The 22,371-nt window shown below is 35.2% G+C and carries 25 protein-coding genes; 4 read left to right on the top strand and 21 right to left on the bottom strand.

Annotation, left to right across the window (positions count from 1 at the left end; genetic code table 11):
- Nucleotides 1–97: 97 nt before the first annotated feature.
- On the bottom strand, nucleotides 98–928 hold the full coding sequence (gene ygiD, locus L1S35_RS12425; protein ID WP_236401171.1) for a 4,5-DOPA-extradiol-dioxygenase: 831 nt from the start codon (nucleotides 926–928) through the stop codon (nucleotides 98–100).
- Nucleotides 929–1,004: 76 nt separating this feature from the next.
- Entirely contained in the window at nucleotides 1,005–1,487 is a 483-nt protein-coding gene (locus tag L1S35_RS12420) for a hypothetical protein (RefSeq protein WP_236401169.1), read from the bottom strand.
- A gap of 108 nt (nucleotides 1,488–1,595) precedes the next feature.
- On the opposite strand from L1S35_RS12420, the gene L1S35_RS12415 reads away from it, so the two are divergent.
- Nucleotides 1,596–2,021 (top strand): hypothetical protein, encoded by a 426-nt coding sequence (locus L1S35_RS12415; RefSeq protein WP_236401167.1) that lies wholly within the window; start codon nucleotides 1,596–1,598, stop codon nucleotides 2,019–2,021.
- Here the strand turns inward: L1S35_RS12415 and L1S35_RS12410 are convergent.
- From L1S35_RS12410 to L1S35_RS12375, 8 genes are all read right to left on the bottom strand, one after another.
- Nucleotides 2,014–2,289: an ATP-dependent Clp protease adaptor ClpS gene (locus L1S35_RS12410; RefSeq protein WP_236401165.1), complete on the bottom strand. Its 276-nt coding sequence runs from the start codon at nucleotides 2,287–2,289 to the stop codon at nucleotides 2,014–2,016. The genes L1S35_RS12415 and L1S35_RS12410 overlap by 8 nt on opposite strands.
- Nucleotides 2,290–2,325: 36 nt before the next feature.
- Nucleotides 2,326–3,159, bottom strand: coding sequence for a 50S ribosomal protein L11 methyltransferase (gene prmA, locus L1S35_RS12405; RefSeq protein ID WP_236401163.1), 834 nt, complete (start codon nucleotides 3,157–3,159; stop codon nucleotides 2,326–2,328).
- 59 nt (nucleotides 3,160–3,218) lie between these two features.
- Nucleotides 3,219–3,689, bottom strand: a complete 471-nt coding sequence (locus L1S35_RS12400) for a hypothetical protein (RefSeq protein WP_236401160.1) — start codon at nucleotides 3,687–3,689, stop codon at nucleotides 3,219–3,221.
- 144 nt (nucleotides 3,690–3,833) lie between these two features.
- Nucleotides 3,834–4,586, bottom strand: coding sequence for a triose-phosphate isomerase (gene tpiA / locus L1S35_RS12395; RefSeq protein ID WP_236401158.1), 753 nt, complete (start codon nucleotides 4,584–4,586; stop codon nucleotides 3,834–3,836).
- A complete protein-coding gene (locus L1S35_RS12390; protein ID WP_236401156.1) occupies nucleotides 4,586–5,083 on the bottom strand; it encodes a TlpA family protein disulfide reductase in 498 nt (165 codons plus the stop codon). The genes tpiA and L1S35_RS12390 overlap by 1 nt, the downstream gene beginning before the upstream one ends.
- A gap of 29 nt (nucleotides 5,084–5,112) precedes the next feature.
- On the bottom strand, nucleotides 5,113–5,418 hold the full coding sequence (locus L1S35_RS12385) for a hypothetical protein (protein WP_236401154.1): 306 nt from the start codon (nucleotides 5,416–5,418) through the stop codon (nucleotides 5,113–5,115).
- A 50-nt stretch (nucleotides 5,419–5,468) separates the two neighbouring features.
- Nucleotides 5,469–6,572 (bottom strand): MauE/DoxX family redox-associated membrane protein, encoded by a 1,104-nt coding sequence (locus tag L1S35_RS12380; RefSeq protein ID WP_236401151.1) that lies wholly within the window; start codon nucleotides 6,570–6,572, stop codon nucleotides 5,469–5,471.
- Nucleotides 6,573–6,608: 36 nt separating this feature from the next.
- A complete protein-coding gene (locus L1S35_RS12375) occupies nucleotides 6,609–7,151 on the bottom strand; it encodes a DUF1599 domain-containing protein (protein WP_236401149.1) in 543 nt (180 codons plus the stop codon).
- Between the two features lie 92 nt (nucleotides 7,152–7,243).
- On the opposite strand from L1S35_RS12375, the gene folP reads away from it, so the two are divergent.
- Both folP and L1S35_RS12365 read left to right on the top strand, forming a co-directional pair.
- Entirely contained in the window at nucleotides 7,244–8,074 is an 831-nt protein-coding gene (folP, locus tag L1S35_RS12370) for a dihydropteroate synthase (RefSeq protein ID WP_236401148.1), read from the top strand.
- 18 nt (nucleotides 8,075–8,092) lie between these two features.
- Nucleotides 8,093–8,722 carry a hypothetical protein gene (locus L1S35_RS12365; protein ID WP_236401146.1) on the top strand — a complete coding sequence of 210 codons (630 nt, stop codon included), beginning with the start codon at nucleotides 8,093–8,095 and terminating at the stop codon, nucleotides 8,720–8,722.
- Nucleotides 8,723–8,745: 23 nt separating this feature from the next.
- Here the strand turns inward: L1S35_RS12365 and rlmH are convergent, their stop codons facing one another.
- The 5 genes from rlmH to L1S35_RS12340 all read right to left on the bottom strand — a co-directional run bounded on the left by rlmH (nucleotide 8,746) and on the right by L1S35_RS12340 (nucleotide 14,418).
- A complete protein-coding gene (rlmH, locus tag L1S35_RS12360) occupies nucleotides 8,746–9,219 on the bottom strand; it encodes a 23S rRNA (pseudouridine(1915)-N(3))-methyltransferase RlmH (RefSeq protein ID WP_236401144.1) in 474 nt (157 codons plus the stop codon).
- A gap of 8 nt (nucleotides 9,220–9,227) precedes the next feature.
- The gene (locus L1S35_RS12355) at nucleotides 9,228–9,968 is read right to left on the bottom strand and encodes a shikimate dehydrogenase family protein (RefSeq protein ID WP_236401142.1); all 741 of its coding nucleotides are present in this window, start codon (nucleotides 9,966–9,968) and stop codon (nucleotides 9,228–9,230) included.
- Nucleotides 9,969–11,369: a tetratricopeptide repeat protein gene (locus tag L1S35_RS12350; protein ID WP_236401140.1), complete on the bottom strand. Its 1,401-nt coding sequence runs from the start codon at nucleotides 11,367–11,369 to the stop codon at nucleotides 9,969–9,971.
- Between the two features lie 88 nt (nucleotides 11,370–11,457).
- Nucleotides 11,458–12,654 (bottom strand): aspartate aminotransferase family protein, encoded by a 1,197-nt coding sequence (locus L1S35_RS12345; protein ID WP_236401195.1) that lies wholly within the window; start codon nucleotides 12,652–12,654, stop codon nucleotides 11,458–11,460.
- Nucleotides 12,655–12,744: 90 nt separating this feature from the next.
- Nucleotides 12,745–14,418, bottom strand: a complete 1,674-nt coding sequence (locus tag L1S35_RS12340) for an OstA-like protein (RefSeq protein WP_236401138.1) — start codon at nucleotides 14,416–14,418, stop codon at nucleotides 12,745–12,747.
- Nucleotides 14,419–14,548: 130 nt separating this feature from the next.
- Between L1S35_RS12340 and L1S35_RS12335 the strand changes: the two genes are divergently transcribed.
- On the top strand, nucleotides 14,549–16,420 hold the full coding sequence (locus L1S35_RS12335) for an alpha-amylase family protein (RefSeq protein ID WP_370641067.1): 1,872 nt from the start codon (nucleotides 14,549–14,551) through the stop codon (nucleotides 16,418–16,420).
- 84 nt (nucleotides 16,421–16,504) lie between these two features.
- On the opposite strand, the gene L1S35_RS12330 is transcribed toward L1S35_RS12335, so the two are convergent.
- The 6 genes from L1S35_RS12330 to L1S35_RS12305 all read right to left on the bottom strand — a co-directional run bounded on the left by L1S35_RS12330 (nucleotide 16,505) and on the right by L1S35_RS12305 (nucleotide 22,351).
- Complete coding sequence (locus tag L1S35_RS12330) at nucleotides 16,505–16,921, bottom strand: DUF3788 domain-containing protein (protein ID WP_236401136.1); 417 nt, start codon at nucleotides 16,919–16,921, stop codon at nucleotides 16,505–16,507.
- 34 nt (nucleotides 16,922–16,955) lie between these two features.
- Nucleotides 16,956–17,333, bottom strand: coding sequence for a nuclear transport factor 2 family protein (locus L1S35_RS12325; RefSeq protein ID WP_236401134.1), 378 nt, complete (start codon nucleotides 17,331–17,333; stop codon nucleotides 16,956–16,958).
- Nucleotides 17,334–17,428: 95 nt separating this feature from the next.
- Complete coding sequence (locus L1S35_RS12320) at nucleotides 17,429–18,700, bottom strand: adenylosuccinate synthase (protein WP_236401132.1); 1,272 nt, start codon at nucleotides 18,698–18,700, stop codon at nucleotides 17,429–17,431.
- Nucleotides 18,701–18,719: 19 nt separating this feature from the next.
- Complete coding sequence (locus tag L1S35_RS12315; protein ID WP_236401130.1) at nucleotides 18,720–19,604, bottom strand: T9SS type A sorting domain-containing protein; 885 nt, start codon at nucleotides 19,602–19,604, stop codon at nucleotides 18,720–18,722.
- A 16-nt stretch (nucleotides 19,605–19,620) separates the two neighbouring features.
- Complete coding sequence (locus L1S35_RS12310) at nucleotides 19,621–20,073, bottom strand: Fur family transcriptional regulator (protein ID WP_236401128.1); 453 nt, start codon at nucleotides 20,071–20,073, stop codon at nucleotides 19,621–19,623.
- A 58-nt stretch (nucleotides 20,074–20,131) separates the two neighbouring features.
- Nucleotides 20,132–22,351 (bottom strand): RelA/SpoT family protein, encoded by a 2,220-nt coding sequence (locus tag L1S35_RS12305; protein ID WP_236401126.1) that lies wholly within the window; start codon nucleotides 22,349–22,351, stop codon nucleotides 20,132–20,134.
- Nucleotides 22,352–22,371: the final 20 nt, after the last annotated feature.

Below are 22,371 nucleotides of genomic sequence, written 5' to 3'. Positions count from 1 at the left end.
ATAATTTTTTTGCAAAGGTTTTTTGCGTAATCTTGGCAGCTTGCTTGTAACTAGAGTATAGCCACTAATCAAAAATATAAAAAATCTAATAAACAGTTCAATCAATCTTCACCGAAGTCATACTCAAACTACCAGCTAAAAGCTTATCATTAAACAACGATAGTTCTTCGTTTTTTTGTTTTAATCCTAAAGTATAAATCAAAGGCAAATAGTGATCTGGTGTTGGAATAGCTAATTGTATTGCTCTCGATTCTTTTTGGTAATCAATCAACGATTGGAAATCACCATCTAAAAGATAATGGTTGAACTTAGCCCGAGCTTCAATCGCCCAATCAAAACCATAATCATCTTTGTGGAAATTATGAAAATCAACCAAACCCAAATTGTGCACAATGTTACCGCTTCCAATAATCAGAATTCCCTTGTTACGCAGTTTACTTAGTTTTTGTGCTAAGTCAAAATGATATTGTGCAGGTTTAGTGTAATCAATACTCAACTGAATTACCGGAATGTCTGCCTTTGGATATAAATGTTTTAAAACCGACCAGGCGCCATGATCCAAACCCCATTTTTCATCAAGTTCAACTAAAGTTGGTTCTAATAATAATCTGGTAGCTTCAGCCAATTCGGGGTTTCCTTTAGCAGGATATTGAACCTCATAAAGTGCTTTTGGAAATCCGCCAAAATCATGAATCGTTTGTGGCATTTCCATAGCCGTAACTTTGGTTCCATTAGTAAACCAATGCGCCGAAATACAAATTATTGCGGTTGGCTTTGGCAGTGTTTTGGCAACGTTTCTAAAACCGGCAACAAACTCATTTTCTTCAATAGCATTCATCGGACTTCCATGACCGAGAAATAACAAAGGCATTCGTTCCTTATTGGGTAAATTGTCTGAAAACTGCTGTAAATTGTTGAGGTTTTGCATAACGTAAAAATAACGAATCTGTTTTCAAATTTGTTTTGGAAATCAATTCATTTTCAATAAAAAAAACTCACTTGTTTTAGTGAGTTTGATTAATGATTCTGTGATGATGACCGCCATCATGATGCGTTTTTCTTTTGCTTCTGTGTCTGAAAAAGATAAATATTCCTGTTGTCAATATGATTATACTTGAAACCCAAAGATAATATCCTAACTCAAAGTGAATTATTTTGGCAGAAATTCCTTTTTCGTCAACCCGAATTTCTTCCCAAGTAGAAAAAATAACAGCTAAAAATGAAGCTAAAAAAGAAGTAATCATTGATAGTTTATAGTGTTTAACAAATAAGATTATAGAAATTATATACAAAGGATTGGCCAACCAGATTAACCATTCTAATACACCACCACCAAAAACAGCGACACTTCCAATGGTTAAATATTGCCAGGAACTTACTGATTCAATGATATCGTAATCAATGGTAACTACAAATTGAGTAAGTGAAATAATGAACACAATCACACTCAACACAATAGTTAATGTTAGTATTTGAATAGATTTCATAAATAAATTATTTAATATAATTTAACTTTGCAAAAGCAACGTAAGTACTAATTTATGAATTTTTTCTAATTCTTTAACATTTACGATTTTTATTATTAAAACGGGACTATGACAATAAATTTAAAAAACGGTGTAGATAAATTGCTTTTTGGAATGAAACAGAAAGATGTTGAGCTACTTTACGGCAAACCAAATAAGCAATATCACGATGAAGATGGCAACGTTATTTGTTTGTATAATAATGAAAAACTGAGTTTAACTTTTTATGAAGATGAAGATTTTCGTTTGGGTTACATCATTTGTTCTCATCACGAGGCAACGATTTTAGATAAAAAAATCATAGGTAGAAATATAGAAGTTGTTAAAAACGAATTGCCATTCAATTCCTGGACAAAAGAAGATTTTGATACAACCGAAAATCATTTCAATGAAAGTAATTGGCTGATTCTGCAATCAGAATACGATGATATTATTCGAATTGAAATTGGCGCCATTATCAACGATAACGACGAGTTTGATTGGAAGTTTAAATAATCTCCGCGCTCAAACCAGCTTCCAAAAGTTGGGTACATTGTGGTTTTAATTCATCAAACGAACCTGTTTTCACGGTACATTTTCCTTTATAGTGAACTAAAATTGCGCATTGTTCGGCTTGTTCAGAAGTATGGTTACAAACACGAATCAGTGTGTCAATCACATGATCAAAAGTGTTGACATCATCGTTATACAATACAATTTCATTGTTGGTTCCGACTTGTTCATCAACTAAAACGTCTTCCTGTATTTTTTCTATCGTACTCATTTTCATTTCGTTTTACAAGTGTAAAATTTTTAGCTGCTAATTTACATATTTAAGCGACGTCCAATTATTCCTTTCAAACTTTTTGACATATGTCAAACCTTTCTCAGTACAAGAAGCATCAATAGCCGGAATATCTTCGGTATAAAATCCGCTTAACAAAAGAATACCGTTTTTGTTTAAACAATCAACGTATTGCTGCATATCGTTTAGCAAAATATTGCGATTAATATTGGCAATTATCAAATCGTATGTTTTGTTTCTCAGTAAAGAAGCATCACCTTCATAAACGGAGATTTCATGGCATTTATTGCGCTCTGCATTTTCAATTGAATTCAAATAACACCAATTGTCAATGTCTATGGCATCAATAGGTTTGGCGCCTTTCATTTCGGCAAGAATAGCTAAAATAGCTGTTCCGCAACCCATGTCTAAGGTTTTCATGTTGGTTACATCTGTTTCTAAAAGATGCTGAATCATCATATGAGTGGTTTCATGATGACCCGTTCCAAAACTCATTTTAGGTTCTATAACAATATCAAATTCGGCGTTAGTTTTTGGGTGAAAAGGTGCGCGAACATGACATTTTCCGTCTACATCAATTGGCTCGAAGTTTTTTTCCCATTCCTCATTCCAATTGACTTGCTCAATTTCTTCGATTGTGTGGGAAATAACGAATTCAGGAGAATGTAACAAATAAATATCATCTAATACATTTTTAGTCCAAAGGTCTTTTTGAATAAAGGCGCTAAATCCGTTTTCGGTTTCTATAAAACTTTCAAAAGGTTTTTCGCCAAGTTCTGCGATTAAAATTTCGGAACCCAATTCTTTTGGTTCAACCGAAAAATGATATGCTAAATAGATGTTTGACATTCTTTTTTTTGCAAAGGTAACAATCGATACCCTTACTGCGAAGTCATTTCATCAAAAAATTAATCATCGGTTTTGGCAACAGTTTTTAGGCTTGCATTTGGGATTTCATCAGGAGTTACACTAAAAATCATCAATTTGCTGTAGCGCTTTCCTTCAGCATCATAAAGATAGGTAATGGTATTTTCTTTTGGATTGTAGATCAATTTTGCTCTCATAAATTTGGAGCGTATCAACCATGTTCCTTCCTCTTCACTGGTTTGGGTAAACTCAAAAATAGAACCGTGATGCAATCGGACTTGCCCATTATCATACATGCTGATTACGATATAACCATTAGTTTTTGAGCCTATTTCACGAATATCGATAATGGTGTTTTCGTATTCGGTTTCCTTGAGTTCGTATTTTTCAAACTCTTTATTCCAAATATAATATTTCCTCGTATCGGATTGAAACCGCTTTTGAATATCGACTTGGGCATTCATATTCCAACCGAATATGAACAAAAATAGTAGGATAAATTTTGTTTTCATTTGTTTTTGACTTTAGGGCGAAGTAAAAATAGTAGAATAATTCGATTAAAAGCAAATAAAATCGATAAAATGCAAATTAAAATTTAAAATATAAAAAAAACCTTTCAAATTAATGAAAGGTTTGTAAATTAAATATTATTTTTCTTATATCGAACTAACGATTGCGGCAAAGTCGGTTGCTTTTAAAGCAGCACCACCAATTAGTCCGCCATCGACATCAGGTTTTGAGAAAATTTCTTTAGCATTTTCAGGTTTAACGCTGCCTCCGTAAAGTATAGAAACATCTTCGGCAACATTACTTCCATAACGCTGTCTTACTGTTTCTCTAATGAATCGATGCATTTCCTGAGCCTGTTCCGGTGAAGCAGTTTCACCGGTTCCGATGGCCCAAACAGGTTCGTATGCCAAAACTATTTGTTCCCAATCTTTGTCTTTAATATGAAACAGACCATCACGAAGTTGGTTTTCGACTACATTGAAATGTTGGTTGTTTTGTCTGTCTTTCAATTCTTCGCCAAAGCAAAAAATTACAGTCATATTGTGAGATAATGCAGTAGTTACTTTATCTGCTAAAATAAAATCGGTTTCATGAAAATAGGCACGTCTTTCAGAATGGCCAATGATAACAATATTTACTCCGACACTTTTAAGCATATCTGCCGAAATTTCACCTGTGTAGGCACCACTTTCAAACTGACTCATATTTTGTGCAGCTACGGCGATATTGGTAAACTCTAAATGATCTACAGCTGAGGCAAGGTTTATAAATGTTGGTGCTACAATGACTTGTGCTTCTACATCATATGGTAATTTATCAATTAATTCATTTAATAAATCTTCTGTTTCTTCTGCATTTTTGTGCATTTTCCAATTGCCTGCAACAATTTTTTGTCTCATTATTCTAGTTTTTTTAATTGCTCGTTAATTTTATCAAAATCGGTTTCAATGGCACGATAAATTACAATTTTACCTTTTTTATCAATAATTATGTATCTCGGAATCCAATCTAAATCTATCGATTTTCCAAATTCACCTTTCATACCATCCGTTGCCCAATAATGGTCGCCTTTTAGTTCATGTTTTTCAATTCCCGCTTGCCATTTATCAAAGGCTTTATCCATTGAAATGAATACATAGTCAACATTCGGATTGTTGGTCTGCATTTCTTTTACTTTTGGCATTGCTTTTACACAATCGCCACACCAAGAAGCCCAAACTTCAATCACGGTAACTTTTCCGTAGTGTTTTTTTAGAATTTCCTTAAATGAAATTTCTTTATTTTCGGTAGTAATTAATTTTTTTGATAATGCTTTTTTCGAAAATTTATCACTCTGAGCAGTAGAAAATGCAAAAGCGACGACTATTATTACTAAAAGCAGAACAGTTTTTTTCATATTTTTTATTGAATTTGGAGCTAAATGAATTATTCAGATTTTTTATCCTTCTGGTCTTTCAGAAAAAATAATTTATGTTTTTTTCTTTTACGTTCTCGTCTTTCTTTTTTCTTTTTATAATCATAAAGATACTTTATAATTAAAATGATGCCTAAGCCTGAAGAAAACACAAGAGCGCTTCCGAGTAGTATGTATATAGTGTTTCCTAATGGTGGATCTTCCATTGTAGAGATATGCTCCAAAACGTAATAACCTATTAAAAAAACTACAACACAAGCGCCAATACCTATGAGCGCACGCTGATGTAATCTTCTAGACATTATATATTTAATCATTACTCTTAATTTTAAGATTTAAAAATAGTAAAAAGATACCTAAAAACTAATTATTTCTTTAGTTCGGAGAAAGGTTTGTTAATTAATTTTTGATAATCAACAGGATCAAATTTATTATCAGTGATTCCCCAATAGTATTTATATTCATTTCCATTCCATAAATACTTTACGCCCGGAGTATCTTTCCCTGATCCCAATACTTTCCAAAAAGGAATAACTTCAATTATTTTATAAGGATATTCAGCTCCGGCGAATTTAAAAAAGTCCGGAATCAAATCGGCTTCCTCATTCATAAAGATAATCGAAATTTCCGGAAAATTTTTATCTTTTTGTTTCAATTCTGTTAATTCTTTTGCCGCTACACGACAATGATCACAACCAGGCACAAAAAAGCAAAGTGTTTTTCTTCCGGTATCAATTTTAGAAAAATAGGATGCATAACCTGATTTGTGTTTTTCAGGTTCATTGATTTCTTGTTTTGCAACCTCTTTTATGGCTTCAACTTTCTTAATCGTATCTTTAGGAACTATAGCTGCAGTGGTATCAATAAGTGCTTCCTGAATGGTGTCATTAATTACTTCTTCCGGTGCCGAAACTTCAAAATTACCTGCCGGCGGTTGTATTGGAGCCAACATAAAAATACCCAAAATTGTAGCAAACAGCACTGTGGTCAAAACCCAAAAGTTTCCGTCTTTAGCTCCTTTAGGTAACAATATGAATAGGTAACCCAAAAGTCCAACTGCGACTATATTTTTAATGATGGCTTCTATTGGAGTCATTGGTAAAAGTTCTCCAAAGCAACCACAGTTTCCACTATTTCCACCACTTAAGAAAGTCACATAACTTAAATGTCCGATGAACACCAGTAACAAAAGGGTTGTAACCGGCACAATGAATTTGCGTAACCAATTGTTTTGTAAAAGCAAAAATCCTAACGCCAATTCAATTCCGATAAGTGTTCGGGAAAAGAATGGCGCAAAACCTTCCGAAAATCCCATAGGATACAATTGCTTAACTTCAAAAGTTGAAATCGCAAAATAGGGTGAGTCTAATAAATGTCCTTTAGACAGTTTTGCTAATGCAGAAAGTATAAACAAAACTGCTACGATAATTCTTAATGACCATGCGATGTAATTTTTAGCTGATGTTGTCATAGTATATTTTTTGTCACCCTGAGCGCATTCGAAGGGTTATTGTCCAAATTTCATTAAAATCAAAGCAAAAACAGAGTAGTTTATCATGTCCTGATAATTGGCATCGATACCTTCAGAAACTAAAGTTTTTCCTTTATTGTCTTCAATTTGCTTTACGCGAAGTAACTTTTGCAGAATCAAATCGGTCAACGAACTCACACGCATCTCACGCCAGGCTTCACCATAATCATGGTTTTTGTCTTCCATTAGTTTTTTGGTTGCTGCTATTTTTTCATCATAAAGCTGTATAGCTCTGGCCGCATCTAAATCAGGTTGGTCCACAACGCCCAAATCCAATTGAATTAAAGCCATTATGGAATAATTGATAATCCCTATGAATTCACCCGTTTCGTCTTCGTCAACTTTACGAACTTCATTTTGTTGCAAACTTCTAATACGTTGGGCTTTGATGAATATTTGATCGGTTAATGATGGCAATCTCAAGATTCTCCAGGCACTTCCATAATCTGTCATTTTATTGGCGTAAAGTTGTCGGCAAATTGCGATAACCTTATCATATTCTTGAGAAGTTTTACTCATTTCAGTGTATATTTGTATCAAATTTGTCCAAAAGTAAAGAATAAAGATTGAAGTACAAAGTGCTAAATCTTATAACTCTATTAAGATTATCAATGACCATTAATTGTCTCGGAAAACTAATCGATTTATCATCTCCTAAAGTGATGGGAATATTGAATGTTACTCCAAATTCGTTCTACGATGGAGGCAAACATTCCGATGTAAAGAGTGTGCTTTTTCAAGTTGAAAAAATGCTTATTGAAGGCGCAACTTTTATCGATATTGGAGCCTATTCCAGCAAGCCAAGTGCTGAATTTGTTTCGGAAGAAGAAGAGATTGAACGATTAATTCCGGTTATACAATTAGTGCTGAAACACTTTCCGGAAACCTTGATTTCTGTTGATACTTTTCGTGCCAAAGTCGCGAAAGCCGGAATTGAAAATGGTGCTTGCATTATCAATGATATTTCGGCAGGAAGTTTGGATGCAGTAATGATGGAAACCGTTGCAAAACTTCAGGTTCCGTATGTTATGATGCACATGAAAGGCAATCCGCAAACGATGCAAAGTATGGCGAACTATGAAAATATTACTAAAGAAATGCTGCTTTACTTTTCTGAAAAAGTGTCACTGGCACGGAGTTTGGGAATCAGCGATTTGCTGATTGATCCCGGTTTTGGCTTTGCTAAAAACAAAGAACAGAATTTTGAAGTTATGAATAATTTAGAGTTGTTTCAAATGCTTGAATTGCCAATATTGGTTGGTGTTTCCAGAAAATCAATGATATACAAAACGCTCGAGACTTCAGCAGATGCCGCACTAAACGGGACAACAGTTTTGAATACGATTGCGTTGCAAAAAGGTGCTAATATTATCAGAGTGCATGATGTAAAAGAAGCTATGGAATGCGTTAAACTATTTGAAAGCTTAAATTCCAAAAATTAAATCCCAAATTCCAAAAAAATGAAAAAAATTGTAGCTGCTTTGTTATTTTCGGTGCTAATTTCCTGCCATGACAAAGAAGTACTATTGTCTCAAGCCAATGAGACAGTTGTGGCTGATGTGAAAGATCATTCTCCGATTTATTTCTTTTTCAAGACCGAAGAAAAAGACACTTTAGTTGATGTGAATAGAAATAATTCAATTAGCTCTACCAATTGGCTTTTTAATATTGATAAGCGTTTGCCGTTGCGAAAAGTAATTTTAGAAATTAAAAAGTTGCAAAGCAAAAAAGCATCAAGCATGCACAAAAGCGAAACATCTGAAAACTATTTTGCTTATACAGATACGGTCAAGAAAACGATGGCTTTTTTACCTTTTACCAAAATTCATTACAAACTGGAAAAGCCAGATTTTAACATAGTATATTTTCATTTAGACCGAAATGATTTGGTGCATTATAATGAATTGGTTTTCTCCAAAAATCAATTGCAGGAGTTTGTAGATAAGTTGCCAATGCATTCCAGAATTTATTTTTCTTTTGATAAAGGCATGTCTTTTGGGAAGTATATTGAATATAAATTCTTTATCAAAAAGCTCGAGATTAAGCAGAAAGGCGTTTCGATAAATAAGAAAAGAGAATACATCTATTAACTGAAAACTGCGACTGTTAACTATTACTGATGATGATACGGTTCATTTCTCAGAATTGTAAATCCACGATACAATTGTTCTATAAAAAATAAACGCACCATTTGATGCGAAAATGTCATCAGTGAAAGCGAAATTTTACCCTGTGCTTTTTGATAGACTTCATCGCTAAAACCATAAGGTCCGCCAATAACAAACACCAAAGTCTTTACGCCGGAATTCATTTTCTTCTGCAGATAATCCGAAAACTTGACGCTTGAAAATGTCGTTCCGTTTTCATCCAATAAAATCAATTGGTCCGTTGGTGTGAGTTTGGATAAAATCAGTTCCCCTTCTTTTTCTTTTTGCTGACTTTCTGAAAGATTTTTGACATTTTTAATATCCGGAATAATTTCCAAATCAAACTTGATATAAAAAGACAAACGCTTCGTGTAATCATCAATTAGTGATTGCAAGGCTTTGTTATCGGTTTTGCCAATAGCTAAAAGTTTGATATTCATAAAACAATTTATTTATTCCAAATCTTCCAGGCTTTTTCCGCCTGAAGCACTAACATTTCATAACCGTTTTTGGTAATTGCGCCTTTCTTTTTGGCTTTTTTTAAAAACTGTGTTTCTTCCGGATTGTATATCAAATCGAAAGCAATATGTTTTTGGGTAAAGAAATTATAAGGAATTGGAGGAAATTCTTTGATATTTGGACTTGTGCCAACAGGTGTACAATTAATAATAATGTGATAATTGTCAAAAGTTGTGGCGTTGATTCGGTTATAATCAATCATGCCTTCTTTTTCTTCTCGAGTTACAAAAGTGTATAGAATTCCGAGTTTGTCTAAGGCAAAAGAAACTCCTTTGGCCGCGCCACCGGTTCCCAGAATTAATGCTTTTTTATGATGCGGTTCTAGTAATGGTTCCAAAGATTTCATAAAACCATAATAATCGGAATTGTATCCTTTTAAGTTTCCCTTCTTTGTTACTCTAATAACATTTACAGCACCAATTTGTGCAGCGTTTTTAGAAAGCTTGTAAAGAAACGGAATTACACTTTCTTTATACGGAATGGTAACGTTTAACCCTTTTAAGTCTGGGATATTGGCGATTATTGCCGGAAATTCTTCAATGCTTTGAATGTCAAAATTCTCATAAGTACAATCGGCTAAATTTCCTAGAGCAAATTTATCAGTGAAGTATTTCTTCGAAAACGAATAAGAAATGTTCTTGCCGAGCAAGCCAAATTGTCTTCGCGACATTTATTCCGGTTTTGTGTGTTTTGCGATATATTCCTGAACTGATTCTCTGTCCCAAACGGTTGGAAATAAATCTTTCAGAATGGTGTTGTGTTTAAAATTAAGACGCAAACCATTACTCAAATGATAGTTTCCTTTCTCTTCTTCGTTCAAAAGCATATGAAAACCTGCCATACGATATTCTATTTCGTAATCATCCGGAAAGTATTCAGCTGCTTGAATTAAAGTTAAAATAGCATTGTTATTTTCGCCCATTATTTGCATAATATCAACCCAAAACAACCAAGTGTCTAATTGATAATCTCCAAATTCTACGGCTTTGCGATAACCAAATTCAGCTTCTTCAAATTGGTCCATTGCTTTGTTAATTGTACCAAAACGTTTCCAGTATAAACGATTTTGGTCATCAATAGCTAGTGCTTTATTGACAAAATACAAGGCCTTTTGGTAATTTTTTTGACGAACATAAAAATCAGTAATGGCAATCCATCCTTTATCTAACAACGGATCTTCGTGTACGGTTTTATTGAAAAATTTTAATGCTTGGACTTTATTGCCAAGTTTTTCATAACATTTACCAATACGCAACAAAGCATAAGATGTTGGGTCATCTAACTCGATAGTTTTGTTATAACTTTCAATGGCGTCTTCATAGCGTTTCAATCGCTCTAAAGCTTTTCCTTTTTCCATGAAAGCACCAACGAATTCTTCGTCTATATAAGTAGCAAACTCAAAAGAACGTACCGCATTTTCATAATCTTTTACACCATAATACAATCTTCCTGACTGATGCCAGGCGATTTCGCTGTATGGGTTTCTATCAATATATGTTTTAAGGTATTCAATGGCTTCAAGATTTTGGTCTAAAAATTCGAAGCAATACACCACATTATATAAGGCGGATTGATCTTCAAAATCTTCTTCCAAACATTTGATAAAGTTCTCTTTTGCCAATTCCAGATTATCCATAAAAAGATATTCCATGCCAATTAAGTTATAGACATCGGCAAAATCTTCGGTATACTTTAGAGCAGTTTGCAAAAGCTCCACGGCTTTTTCGTGGTTGTCTCTTTTGGAATAAATATTAGCTTTTTGTATAAAAATTTCTTCGTTAGTTGGCTCGATGGCATACAATTCATTGAGTAATTTTTCAGCTTGATCGAGTTTGTCATCATACACCAACATTTCTACTTGAACCAATTTTAATCCAGTAGATTTTGGGTGTTGTTCAAGTCCTAATTTTAAGGCTTTCTTAGCTAAAGTAGCTTTTCCTATATCGAGGTAATGCAGAATGATTTCCTCGAATTCCTCTGAGTCGAAAAATAAAACTTTGTTGGTTTTCAACATCGATTCAAATTTCGATAAGGATAAGTTGTAATCTTCTTCGTCGTGATCTAGGTGCATAACAGTAGGTGTTAAAATTATCCTTAATAAAATTAGGGAAACACGTTGCTTTTTTAGTGAGTTGAGATTATTGTTGTAAACAATTTAATTAACAATTTTTTAACTCGTTGAAAATCTCATTCATAGCCTCAATAATGATGGCACAACCTTCTCTGATTTCGTCTTCAGATATTGTTAATGGAGGAGTAATTCGGATAGCGCAACCTTCAAAAAGCAGCCAAAATAAAATCAAGCCTTTTTCCTGGCATTTGAAAATTACTTTATTGGTAATCTCTACATCTTTTGTCATCGCCGCTAACATTAATCCTCTTCCTCGAATTTCTTCTATCAAAGGATGTACCAAAAGGGTCCGAAACAGCTTTTCTTTAGCTAATGATTGTTTGGTGTAGTCTTTTTCCAAAATTTCTTCCAAAGTGGCCAAACAGGCTGCCGCAATGACAGGATGACCGCCAAAAGTAGTAATGTGTCCAAGTTTTGGATCATGGCTTAGTAAATCCATGTGCTTTTCATTAGCAACAAAACCACCAACAGGCATTCCGCCAGCCATTCCTTTTCCTATTATAATTACGTCGGGAACGACATTGTAGTTTTCAAAACCAAACAGTTTTCCGGTACGTCCAAATCCGGGTTGGATTTCGTCGAGAATCAGTAAGGCACCGACTTCTTCACAACGTTTTTTAACTTTGGCTAAGAAATCATTTTTGGGTTCTATAAAACCGGCACCGCCTTGAATGCTTTCTAGTATGATTCCGGCAGTTTTGGTCGTTATTTTTTGGATGTCTTCTTCGTTATTGAATGTGATAAAATCGACATCAGGAATTAATGGGCGAAAGATTTGTTTGCGTTCTTCAAAACCCATTACGCTCATTGAGCCCATAGTATTGCCATGATATGCATTGTGACACGATATCAATTGGCTTCTTCCGGTAACTCTGCGAACGAGTTTTAGCGCACCTTCACAAGCTTCGGTTCCTGAATTGACTAAATAAACTTTGTTTAAACTTGGAGGTAAATTTTCTGTCAATAATTTACAATACGCTACAGCAGGATGTTGGGCATATTCGCCATACACCATCACATGCGAATATTTATCCAACTGATCTTTGATAGCCTGATTGACTCTTGGGTTTTGATGACCCAAACTTGTCGCCGAAACTCCGGCTACAAAATCCAAATATTTTTTGTTATTCGTATCGTAAACATAAGAACCAACCGCATGCGAAACTTCCATACCCAAAGGATAAGGAGACGTTTGTGCTTGGTATTTTAGGAAATTCTCTTTCATTATTGGGTTGTCGGTTGTCAGTTTTCGGTTGTCGGTCATTAGCATATCAAAAGATATTTAAAATCTGCTTACTGTGACTGAATACTGTGACTATTTCACCGTTGGTTTAGATTCTTTTTGTTCGGACTTTGGCTTCGGATTATTCTTGTCGTAGTCCAAAGTTTCTTTGCTTGGTTCTAACGGTAGATTATCTTTAGCCATTTCAGCTTTTCTATCGGCTTGAATTTTGGCATCGAGTTCATTTTCTTCAGGTGGAAAAATATCGTCTTTCGATTTTATCCGTTCATCGCCACGCCACACAAAGCCACGTAGTTTCCTCGCGTTTTCGGGTAAATCCTTTTCGGGATAAATATCGCCATCCGGATTGTTATAGACTGTTATGGTTTCAATCGTATTTTTATCCAAAATCAAATTAATTTTACTGCCGACACTTTTGTTAATTCCGATGAGTTCGTGTTTGTCATTTCGCATATAATAAATGACTTCTGTATTTTTTATAATATCAACTTCGCTTAGTTTATTGTCTTTAAATTTGCCGTAAAGATTTATTCCTTTCACTTGATTATAGCCTGTTCCAGTGGTGTCTTTTGATATGATAAAAGCATTGTTCAGTACTTTGAGCGAATCGAGTTTTTCAGTCTTGTTATTTCCAATGAGATGCATAATGTCGCCAGTCATTTGGTTGTCATAATTCCAAAGTATTGGTCTGCCTATAAGTTTTGTCAGCGCTATTTTTTGATCGGAATGTATAGAATCGCACTTACCACTCATATCTGTTTTATAGAAACGAACATTGTTAAAAGCGCGGATAATGCGTTCACCTGTTTTTCCGGTAATCAACATTTTCTTTCCGTGAATGTACATAGAATCGTTTTCTACCAATGATATAGCAACGGCTCTTTTGGTAATCATCATCGAGTCTTTTTCCGTTTTCAGATTCCGATAAATTTCGGCATAATGCCCTTTGATAATTCCTTTATTGATTGAATCGGTAATCTTTACATTATTGGTTGCTGAGGCATATTCCCGGTTTCGGTCATAGTACAAACTGTCGCCTTCAATTCTCCGGTCTTTGTATTTGATGTAGGACTTTCGAAGAAAATGTGCCAGATTCTTTTTGGTATCGTAAAAACCTTTTTCGGTATAGATGAAATTCTCCTTACTCGTTATGGTCGAAGGCCCAAATAAGTAGGAGTGCCCCGAGTTGGTATAATAATCTAAATGATTCGACTTGATGGTATATTTTGGATTAGTAATGGTAACTGCTGTTAGAAATTTAAACTTCTTTTCATTAGCAAAATACCTTCCGGATTTACTTCTCAGTTTATTCTCTTTGCTCGTAATCGTTCCGTAAGTATTGTAAAAAGCTTCTTGTGTGTTTCTGTCAAAATTTATAGTGTCAGTAACCAAAGTCGATTCGGGTGAACGCATAATTACATTTCCTGTGGCGTAAGCTTGTTTCACTTCGCCATTATATTCTGCATATTTGCTGTTCAGAAAAAGCGTGTCGCCTTGCACCATTTGGACTTCGCCAAAAGCTTTGATATAGTTTTCTTTTTGGAAAAAATAAGCTTTGTTACAAGTAAAAACTACACCTTCGTGGCTCACTCGAACATGGCCAGTAAGTAATAAGGCGTCTGGTATTTCGGTTTGATTGATATCCGCAAAATCGGAATATTCTACGTTTATTTTGGATGATTTTTGCGCATTCACATTGGTTAATGTAAAGAGCAATAATCCGATATAATAAAGTAACTTTTTCAATGAAAATATATTTGGTCCAAATTTAGGAAATTAGAAACAATGAAAATGGTTATTAAGAATTATTTATGTTACTTATATTTCTATATTTGTTGTTACGACTTATTGAACCTATTTTAAGTCGGAAGTAAGTATGAAAACAAGTTTAACATTTGCTGTTATTATGAGTTGTGTTATTGCTAACACGACGATTGCTCAAAAAAAGACCACTATGCCTGCCAAATTCAAAGTAATTACCACACCAAAAAAAGATGTAGTCTATCAAGTTTTTACCCGCTTGTTCGGAAACAAAAATACCACCAACAAACCTTGGGGAACGATTGAAGAAAATGGTGTTGGGAAATTCAATGATTTTACAGATAAAGCCTTGCAGGAAATAAAGAAACTGGGTGTGACTTATATTTGGTACACAGGTGTTCCGCATCATGATGTTATCAGAGATTATACAAAATACGGCATATCCAATGATGATCCTGATGTAGTAAAAGGTCGTGCCGGTTCTCCTTATGCTGTTAAAGATTATTATAATGTAAATCCTGATTTAGCAGTTGACCCAGCCAAACGATTAGAAGAATTTGAAGCATTAATTGCACGAACACATAAGAATGGATTAAAAGTTATTATTGATATAGTGCCAAATCACATTGCCCGAAATTATCATAGCTTAAGCAACCCGAAAGGCGTTCGCGATTTTGGTGCCGATGATGACACTTCCGTGGAATATGCCCGCAATAATAACTTCTATTACATACCGGGAAAAGCCTTTGAAGTACCAACTTCGCCAACATACAAACCTTTAAATGGTGAACAAAATCCTTTAATTGATGGTAAGTTTTCCGAGTTTCCTGCAAAATGGACAGGCAACGGTTCGCGCGAAGCCAAGCCGGATATCAACGATTGGTATGAAACCGTAAAAGTAAATTATGGCATCAAACCTGATGGTTCGAAAGATTTTCCTGAGTTGCCTGAAGGATTTGACAAAAAAGACTGCAAAGCGCATTATGAGTTTTGGAAAGATAAAGATGTGCCAAGTTCATGGAAAAAATTTCGTGATATTGCTTTGTATTGGACAGCAAAAGGCGTGGATGGTTTTCGTTATGATATGGCCGAAATGGTGCCTTATGAGTTTTGGAGTTATATGAATTCGGCTATCAAGATGAAGAATCCGAAAGCATTTTTATTGGCTGAGGTTTATAATCCGAAAGAATACAGAAACTATATTAACCTAGGAAAAATGGATTATCTGTATGACAAAGTAGAAACTTATGATCATTTAAAAGCAATCATTAAAGGAGAAGCTTTACCTGAACCACTTAGCGAAATTCAGGAAGGCATGGCCGATATTGAGCATCATATGCTACACTTTTTGGATAATCACGATGAGCAGCGTTTGGCAAGTCCCGAATTTGCAGGAACTCCCGAAAAAGGGAAACCATTGATGGTTGTTTCGGCAACGATTAGCTCTTCTCCAACGATGATTTATTTTGGACAAGAAGTAGGCGAGGACGGAAAAGAAAATGGTGGTTTCGGAACCCATTCGCGTACCTCTATCTTTGATTATGTTGGCGTTCCGCATCACCAGCGATGGATGAACGATGGTAAATTTGATGGCGGACAATTATCAAAAAGCGAAGCTGACTTACGCGATTTCTATAAACGTTTACTAAACTTCACTTTATATAGCGATGCCCTGACAGGCAAGTTCAAAGAAATACAAACGATTAACCGTAATGAAACCAAACGCTATGGTCCGGGAATGTATTCCTATGTGCGTTGGACAGCCAAAGAAAAATTGATTGTTGTAGTCAATTTCTCTTGGGTAACTACCAGCGATTTTGAGTTAATAGTTCCAGAAGAAGTTATCAAAACCTGGAGCATCAAAGACGGATTATACGACGTAAAAGACCAACTCTACGGAAGTACAGCACAACTAAAAGTAACGGATGGTAAAGGAACTATACGGTTGAGTGTGAAGCCGAGCGAGAGTTTTATATTTAAGCTTTAAAAAGGAAAACCCTTTCAGTGATGAAAGGGTTTTCTTTTGTGATTTATTTTCTTTTTATGGCTAGTTATTTAGTTTTGCTTAAACCTAATTCATAATTTTAATTTTGATCATCTTTTGGATATCCTCAAGATTTGATTTATCTCTAACCTCAATCCTAATTCCTCTTCCTTCAGCATAAACCTTAGCTGCTTTAAGTTCTTGTTTTATAACTTCAGAAATATCACTTTCAAAAATCTGTTCGGTTGCTTTCTGTCCAAAAACAAATGCAGTTTTAAAGAAATTATCTCTCGGAAGTAAATAAATTAAAACCCTTTTAGCATCTTTTACTCTATAGCTCCATCCAAATTTTTCTCCTGAAAAATTCCATTCTGCTTTTGCATTAGGATAGTTTTTTATAGCAAATGCTTCAAAGTTTGTCCAAATATCAAATGTATTGCCTAAACCTTTTTTTAAATCGTCCAATGTAGGCTCATTATTTTTGTCAATAAATATACTTTTCATTTTTGGGGTTATTAAAACTTGATTCCTTCTTTTATCATCCTTTTACATACGCCAGTTTTTCTGCCACTTTGCCGTCAACTATCTTAAAAACATCCACACCTCGTAAATGCCAGGGTTGTCCGTCTTTCATTTTGCGGTAAATCCATCGGACGATACAGCGGTTTCCTGCTGCAAAAATTTCTTCGGCTTCAAAATGAGCATCCGGACTGTTTGTAAAAAACTTTTCCCAGAATTCGCGCACCGCTGCAGCACCTTCCAAACGGGTGCCATCGGGCATTGGTGCCGTATTTTCAAATACACAATCTTCGGTCATTAAATTCATAACCGCCTCAACATCATGATTGTTAAAGGCCGTATTGAAATTTTCTACTACACTAAGGGTAAGCGATGTTTTTTTTTCATAATCATTCATCGGTATTGATTTTAGTTTATGCTATTACTAAATTATGAAAAAATCGCCAGTTAATTTAAATAAAAAACCCTCTCATCACTGAAAGGGTTTCATTTTTATCTTGTTATCGTTTGCTTTCTATCAGGTCCAACAGAGACAATTTTTATCGGTACTTCTAGCTCACGTTCTATAAACTCGATGTAGTCTTTTAGTTCTTTTGGTAAACTTTCAAAAGAGGTCAAACCTGTTAAATCCTGTTTCCAGCCTTTAAATTCGGTGTAAATTGGCTTGATGTTTTCTTCTTCGATATTGTAGGGTAAATGATGAATTACTTCGCCTTTATAAGTGTAACCTGTACACACTTTCAAAGTTTCAAAGCCCGAAAGCACATCGCCTTTCATCATCATCAGTTGGGTTACGCCGTTTATTTGTACAGCATATTTCAACGCTACCAAATCTAACCAGCCACAGCGTCTTTTTCTTCCGGTAACTGAACCAAACTCGTTACCTACTTTTGCCATAACATCGCCTGCCTCGTCAAAATCTTCAGTAGGAAATGGTCCCGAACCAACACGAGTCGTATAGGCCTTAAAAATTCCGAAAACTTCTTTGATTTTATTTGGTGCGATTCCTAAACCGGTACAAGCACCAGCTGCAGTTGTATTAGATGAAGTTACAAACGGATAGGTTCCAAAGTCAACATCCAGTAACGAGCCTTGTGCGCCTTCACATAGGATTGATTTTCCTGCTTTTTGGGCTTGTGCCAAATATTCTTCGCTGTCAATGAAATCCAATTTCTTTAAGTCTTCAATTGCTTCAAAAAATTCTTTTTCCAGTTCAGCTAAATTGTATTGAAGTTCCACACCATAAAAAGCAATCATCGATTCGTGTTTGTCGGCTAATGCTCTGTAACGTTCTTCAAAATCAGCTAATTCAATATCGCCTACACGGATTCCGTTTCTACCGGTTTTGTCCATATAGGTCGGCCCAATACCTTTTAGCGTCGAACCAATTTTGCCTTTGCCTTTGGCAATTTCAGAAGCTGCGTCAAGCAAACGATGCGTAGGTAAAATCAAATGTGCTTTTCTTGAAATAAACAATTTTGATTTCAAATCAAGATTGAATTTAGCCAAACCATCAATCTCACTTTTGAAAACTACCGGGTCAATCACGACACCGTTTCCGATAAGGTTGATGTTGTTACCATGAAAAATACCCGAAGGAATGGTTCTTAAAACATGTTTGATTCCGTCAAATTCTAAAGTGTGTCCGGCATTTGGTCCGCCCTGAAATCTAGCGATGATGTCATATTTTGAGGTAAGAACGTCTACGATTTTTCCTTTTCCTTCGTCGCCCCATTGCAATCCGAGTAGTAAATCTACAGTCATTGTGTGTTGTGTTGTTGTATTATTGTTTTATAATTTTTTTGGTTACCATACCAATATTGTTAGTGATGTTCAGAATGTAAACACCACTGGAGACATCTGACAAATCAATAGACATGGTATTATTTAAGTATCCTTTTTTTACTACTAAACCGACAAGGTTTGTAATTGAATATTTCTTTTCTGAGTTATCCCAATTTGTTACTATGTTAAAAACTCCATTGGAAGGATTCGGGAAAACCGCAAAAGTATTTTCGGTATTTTCGATAATACTTAAGCTGGACCTGTTTGGGACAGGATATAAACTACAATCGGAATTACCAAATGATATGGTGTTTCCGTCTTTAGTATAACAAGCCATATAGCTTGTAAATTCATAACCGGCACTGCATACCATACCAATATCACCGACACCTTCCATACTTCCGGTACATCCAGTTGTATATTGTCCGCAAATTCTTTTCAGTGTCCGTGAACCTAGAGGATAATTTACAATATTTTCAATGACACAGTTAGCTCCAGTAAAGTTATATGTATCACCAATGTTAGCGTTTATAACCGGTTGATTATCGAACCACAAAGTTTCAGTATTAGTTTCAGGATCATAAAACCAAAATTTACCATTGCTATCCTCTCTGAGGTAACCTGGTCCATATACTGTATCGGTAATGGTTGTACCTCCAAAGTAAATGTTGGTTTCTATTTTGTGTTCACTTCTGTAAAAATTGTAATAAGTGATAGACCCAAAAGTTTGATCTCCGTCTAAATAATAAGTATTATAACCCGTTTCTCCCAAACCACCACGGTATTGTCTCCATTCAGAAGTGTAGTTGAGGTAATTGAAAAAAGTAATTTGCGTAAAGCCAACATTGACAAACATCAGCAGTAAAAACGTAAATTTTTTCATCAAAAAGGGTATTAAATTATTCTTTCTTATTCGCGTAGAAATACAACGAGTGGTTATGGATTTCAATCCCAAATATTTCTTCGATGGTTTGTTTAATAGTTTGGATGCGTGGGTCACAAAACTCAATTACTTCGCCGCTATCGGTCATGATGATATGATCGTGTTGTTTGTCGAAATACGATTTCTCATAATGCGCCTGATTTTGTCCAAACTGATGTTTGCGCACCAAACCACAATCTAATAAAAGTTCGATGGTATTGTACAAGGTAGCACGTGACACGCGATAGTTTTTGTTTTTCATTTTAATATACAAATTCTCGATATCGAAATGCTCTGAACTATCATAAATTTCCTGAAGAATAGCATAGCGTTCAGGTGTTTTGCGGTGACCTTTGTTTTCAAGATAGAGTGTAAAAACGTTTTTTACGGTCTCTTGATTTTTAGTATTATCTGATGCAATTAGTGTCATGTGGCAAAGGTAATTTTTTTGTTTTAAGTGGCAAAGTTTTAAAGTTTATAACTCAAACTTAATTCGTATAAACTCTCGTGACTTTATCAATACCATCAATTTTTTTGATGTTATCGATGAGTTTTTTCAGAATCGCATTATTTTGAACAATAACGGCTACTTGTCCATAAAACATTCCGGCTTCACCGCTGAGGGAAATACTCTGGATATTCACATGCATATTATTTGAAATCACTTTAGTTAATTCATTGGTTAATCCTAAACTATCCATTCCCGTAATTTTCAAAACAGCTTTGAATTCTTGCTGTGAGGAATCAATCCATTTGGCCAGCATAATTCGGTATGCATAATTGGACTGTAATGCGATGGCATTCGGACAATCTTTTTTGTGCACTTTTATACCTTCGTTGATCGTAATAAAACCGAACACATCATCACCTGGAATTGGATTGCAACAGGAAGACAATTTATAATCGAGTTTATCTTGTTCCGGACCAAAAACGAGCATGTCGTAATTGCTGTTCAATACCGGTTTGTTAATTTCTTCCGGATTAGCATTCGGAGAACGCTTGATTTTGTTTTTGAAGAAATTCATCAGGGTATTGCTTTTTTGAGCAGCAAAATCCTTGAGTTGTTGGTTTTCTATAGAGCCAATTCCGGCGCGATAAAATAAATCTAAACTGGTTTTTAGCTTAAAATAGTTCACCAATTCATTGACTACATTTTCGTTGATGGTAATTTTTAAATGCTTCAGTTTTCGGGTTAATAACTCTCTTCCGTCTTCGGCAATTTTCTTGGTGTTTTCGTTGAGAACGTTTCTGATTTTATTTTTAGCTCTCGAAGTCGTTACATAATCCAGCCAGTTTATCGTTGGTTTTTGATGTACAGAAGTTATGATTTCAACCTGATCACCACTTTTTAATTCATGATTGAGAGGCACTAATTTTCCGTTAACACGTGTTCCGCGGGTTTTAATTCCGATTTCGGAGTGAATGCTGAAAGCGAAGTCGAGCGAAGTGGCTCCTTTGGGCAATGATTTGATTTCACCTTTTGGTGTAAAGACAAAGATTTCTTTGGCATACAAATTCATTTTGAAATCTTCTACAAAATCGACCGCATTGGTTTCTGAACTTTCCAAAGCTTCTTTTAAAAGATTTAGCCAGGTGTCTAAACCGCTTTCTTCAGTAGCACCTTGTTTGTATTTGTAGTGTGCAGCATATCCTTTTTCTGCAATTTCATCCATGCGTTCGCTTCGCACCTGAATTTCTACCCAACGACCTTTTGGTCCCATGACGGTAATGTGCAAGGCTTCATAACCGGTAGATTTTGGCGACGAAATCCAGTCGCGCAAACGACTTGGACTTGGGCGATAATGATCAGTAACGATAGAATAAATTTTCCAGGCAAGGAATTTTTCGTCGTGAAGATTGGATTTGTATATAATTCGGAGGGCAAATTTGTCATAGACTTCATCAAAAGTTACGTTTTGTGCCGCCATTTTTCTTCGAATGGAATAGATAGATTTTGGTCGGCCTTTCATGGTATACTCAACACCTTCTGTATCCAAGGATTTTTTTAAAACTTCAGAAATCGTTTTGATGTATTCGTCCTGTTCTTCTTTGGTTTCTTTTATTTTGCTGACAATATCCTTGTAAATTTCGGGCTCGGTATATTTTAAACCTAAGTCTTCTAATTTCGTTTTGATGTTATACAATCCCAAACGATGCGCAAGTGGAGCATAGATATATAAGGTTTCCGATGCGATTTTTACTTGTTTGTAGTCGGGCATCGAATCCATTGTCTGCATATTGTGCAAACGGTCAGCGATTTTAATCAAAATCACACGAACATCATCATTTAAAGTCAATAGCATTTTACGGAAATTTTCCGCCTGCATCGAGATGTTCATGTCTTTTTTAACCTGGGAAATTTTGGTCAGACCTTCGACCAAATGCGCAATTTTTGGATTGAATTTTTTTTCGATGTCTTCAATAGTTACATCGGTATCTTCAACTACATCATGCATCAAGGCAGCGGCTATGCTTGTGGCACCAAGACCAATTTCAGAAGCTACAATTTTGGCAACGCCAATAGGGTGAAAAATATAAGCTTCACCCGATTTACGACGTTGGTCTTTATGAGCTTCAACGGCAACATCAAAGGCTTTTCGAATGAGTTTTTTATCAGAATCGGTTAAGGTTTGATAACTTATCCGAAGTAATTCCTTGTATTCTCGGGCAATAGCTTTTTTTTCTTCTTCTAAATCTATTTCAATCATAGCATGTTCAATCAATTCCT

Source organism: Flavobacterium anseongense, from assembly GCF_021608185.1.
Lineage (GTDB): Bacteria > Bacteroidota > Bacteroidia > Flavobacteriales > Flavobacteriaceae > Flavobacterium > Flavobacterium anseongense.
The sequence above is the reverse complement of the archived record's forward strand: the minus strand, read 5'-3'. Positions and strand labels throughout refer to the sequence as shown.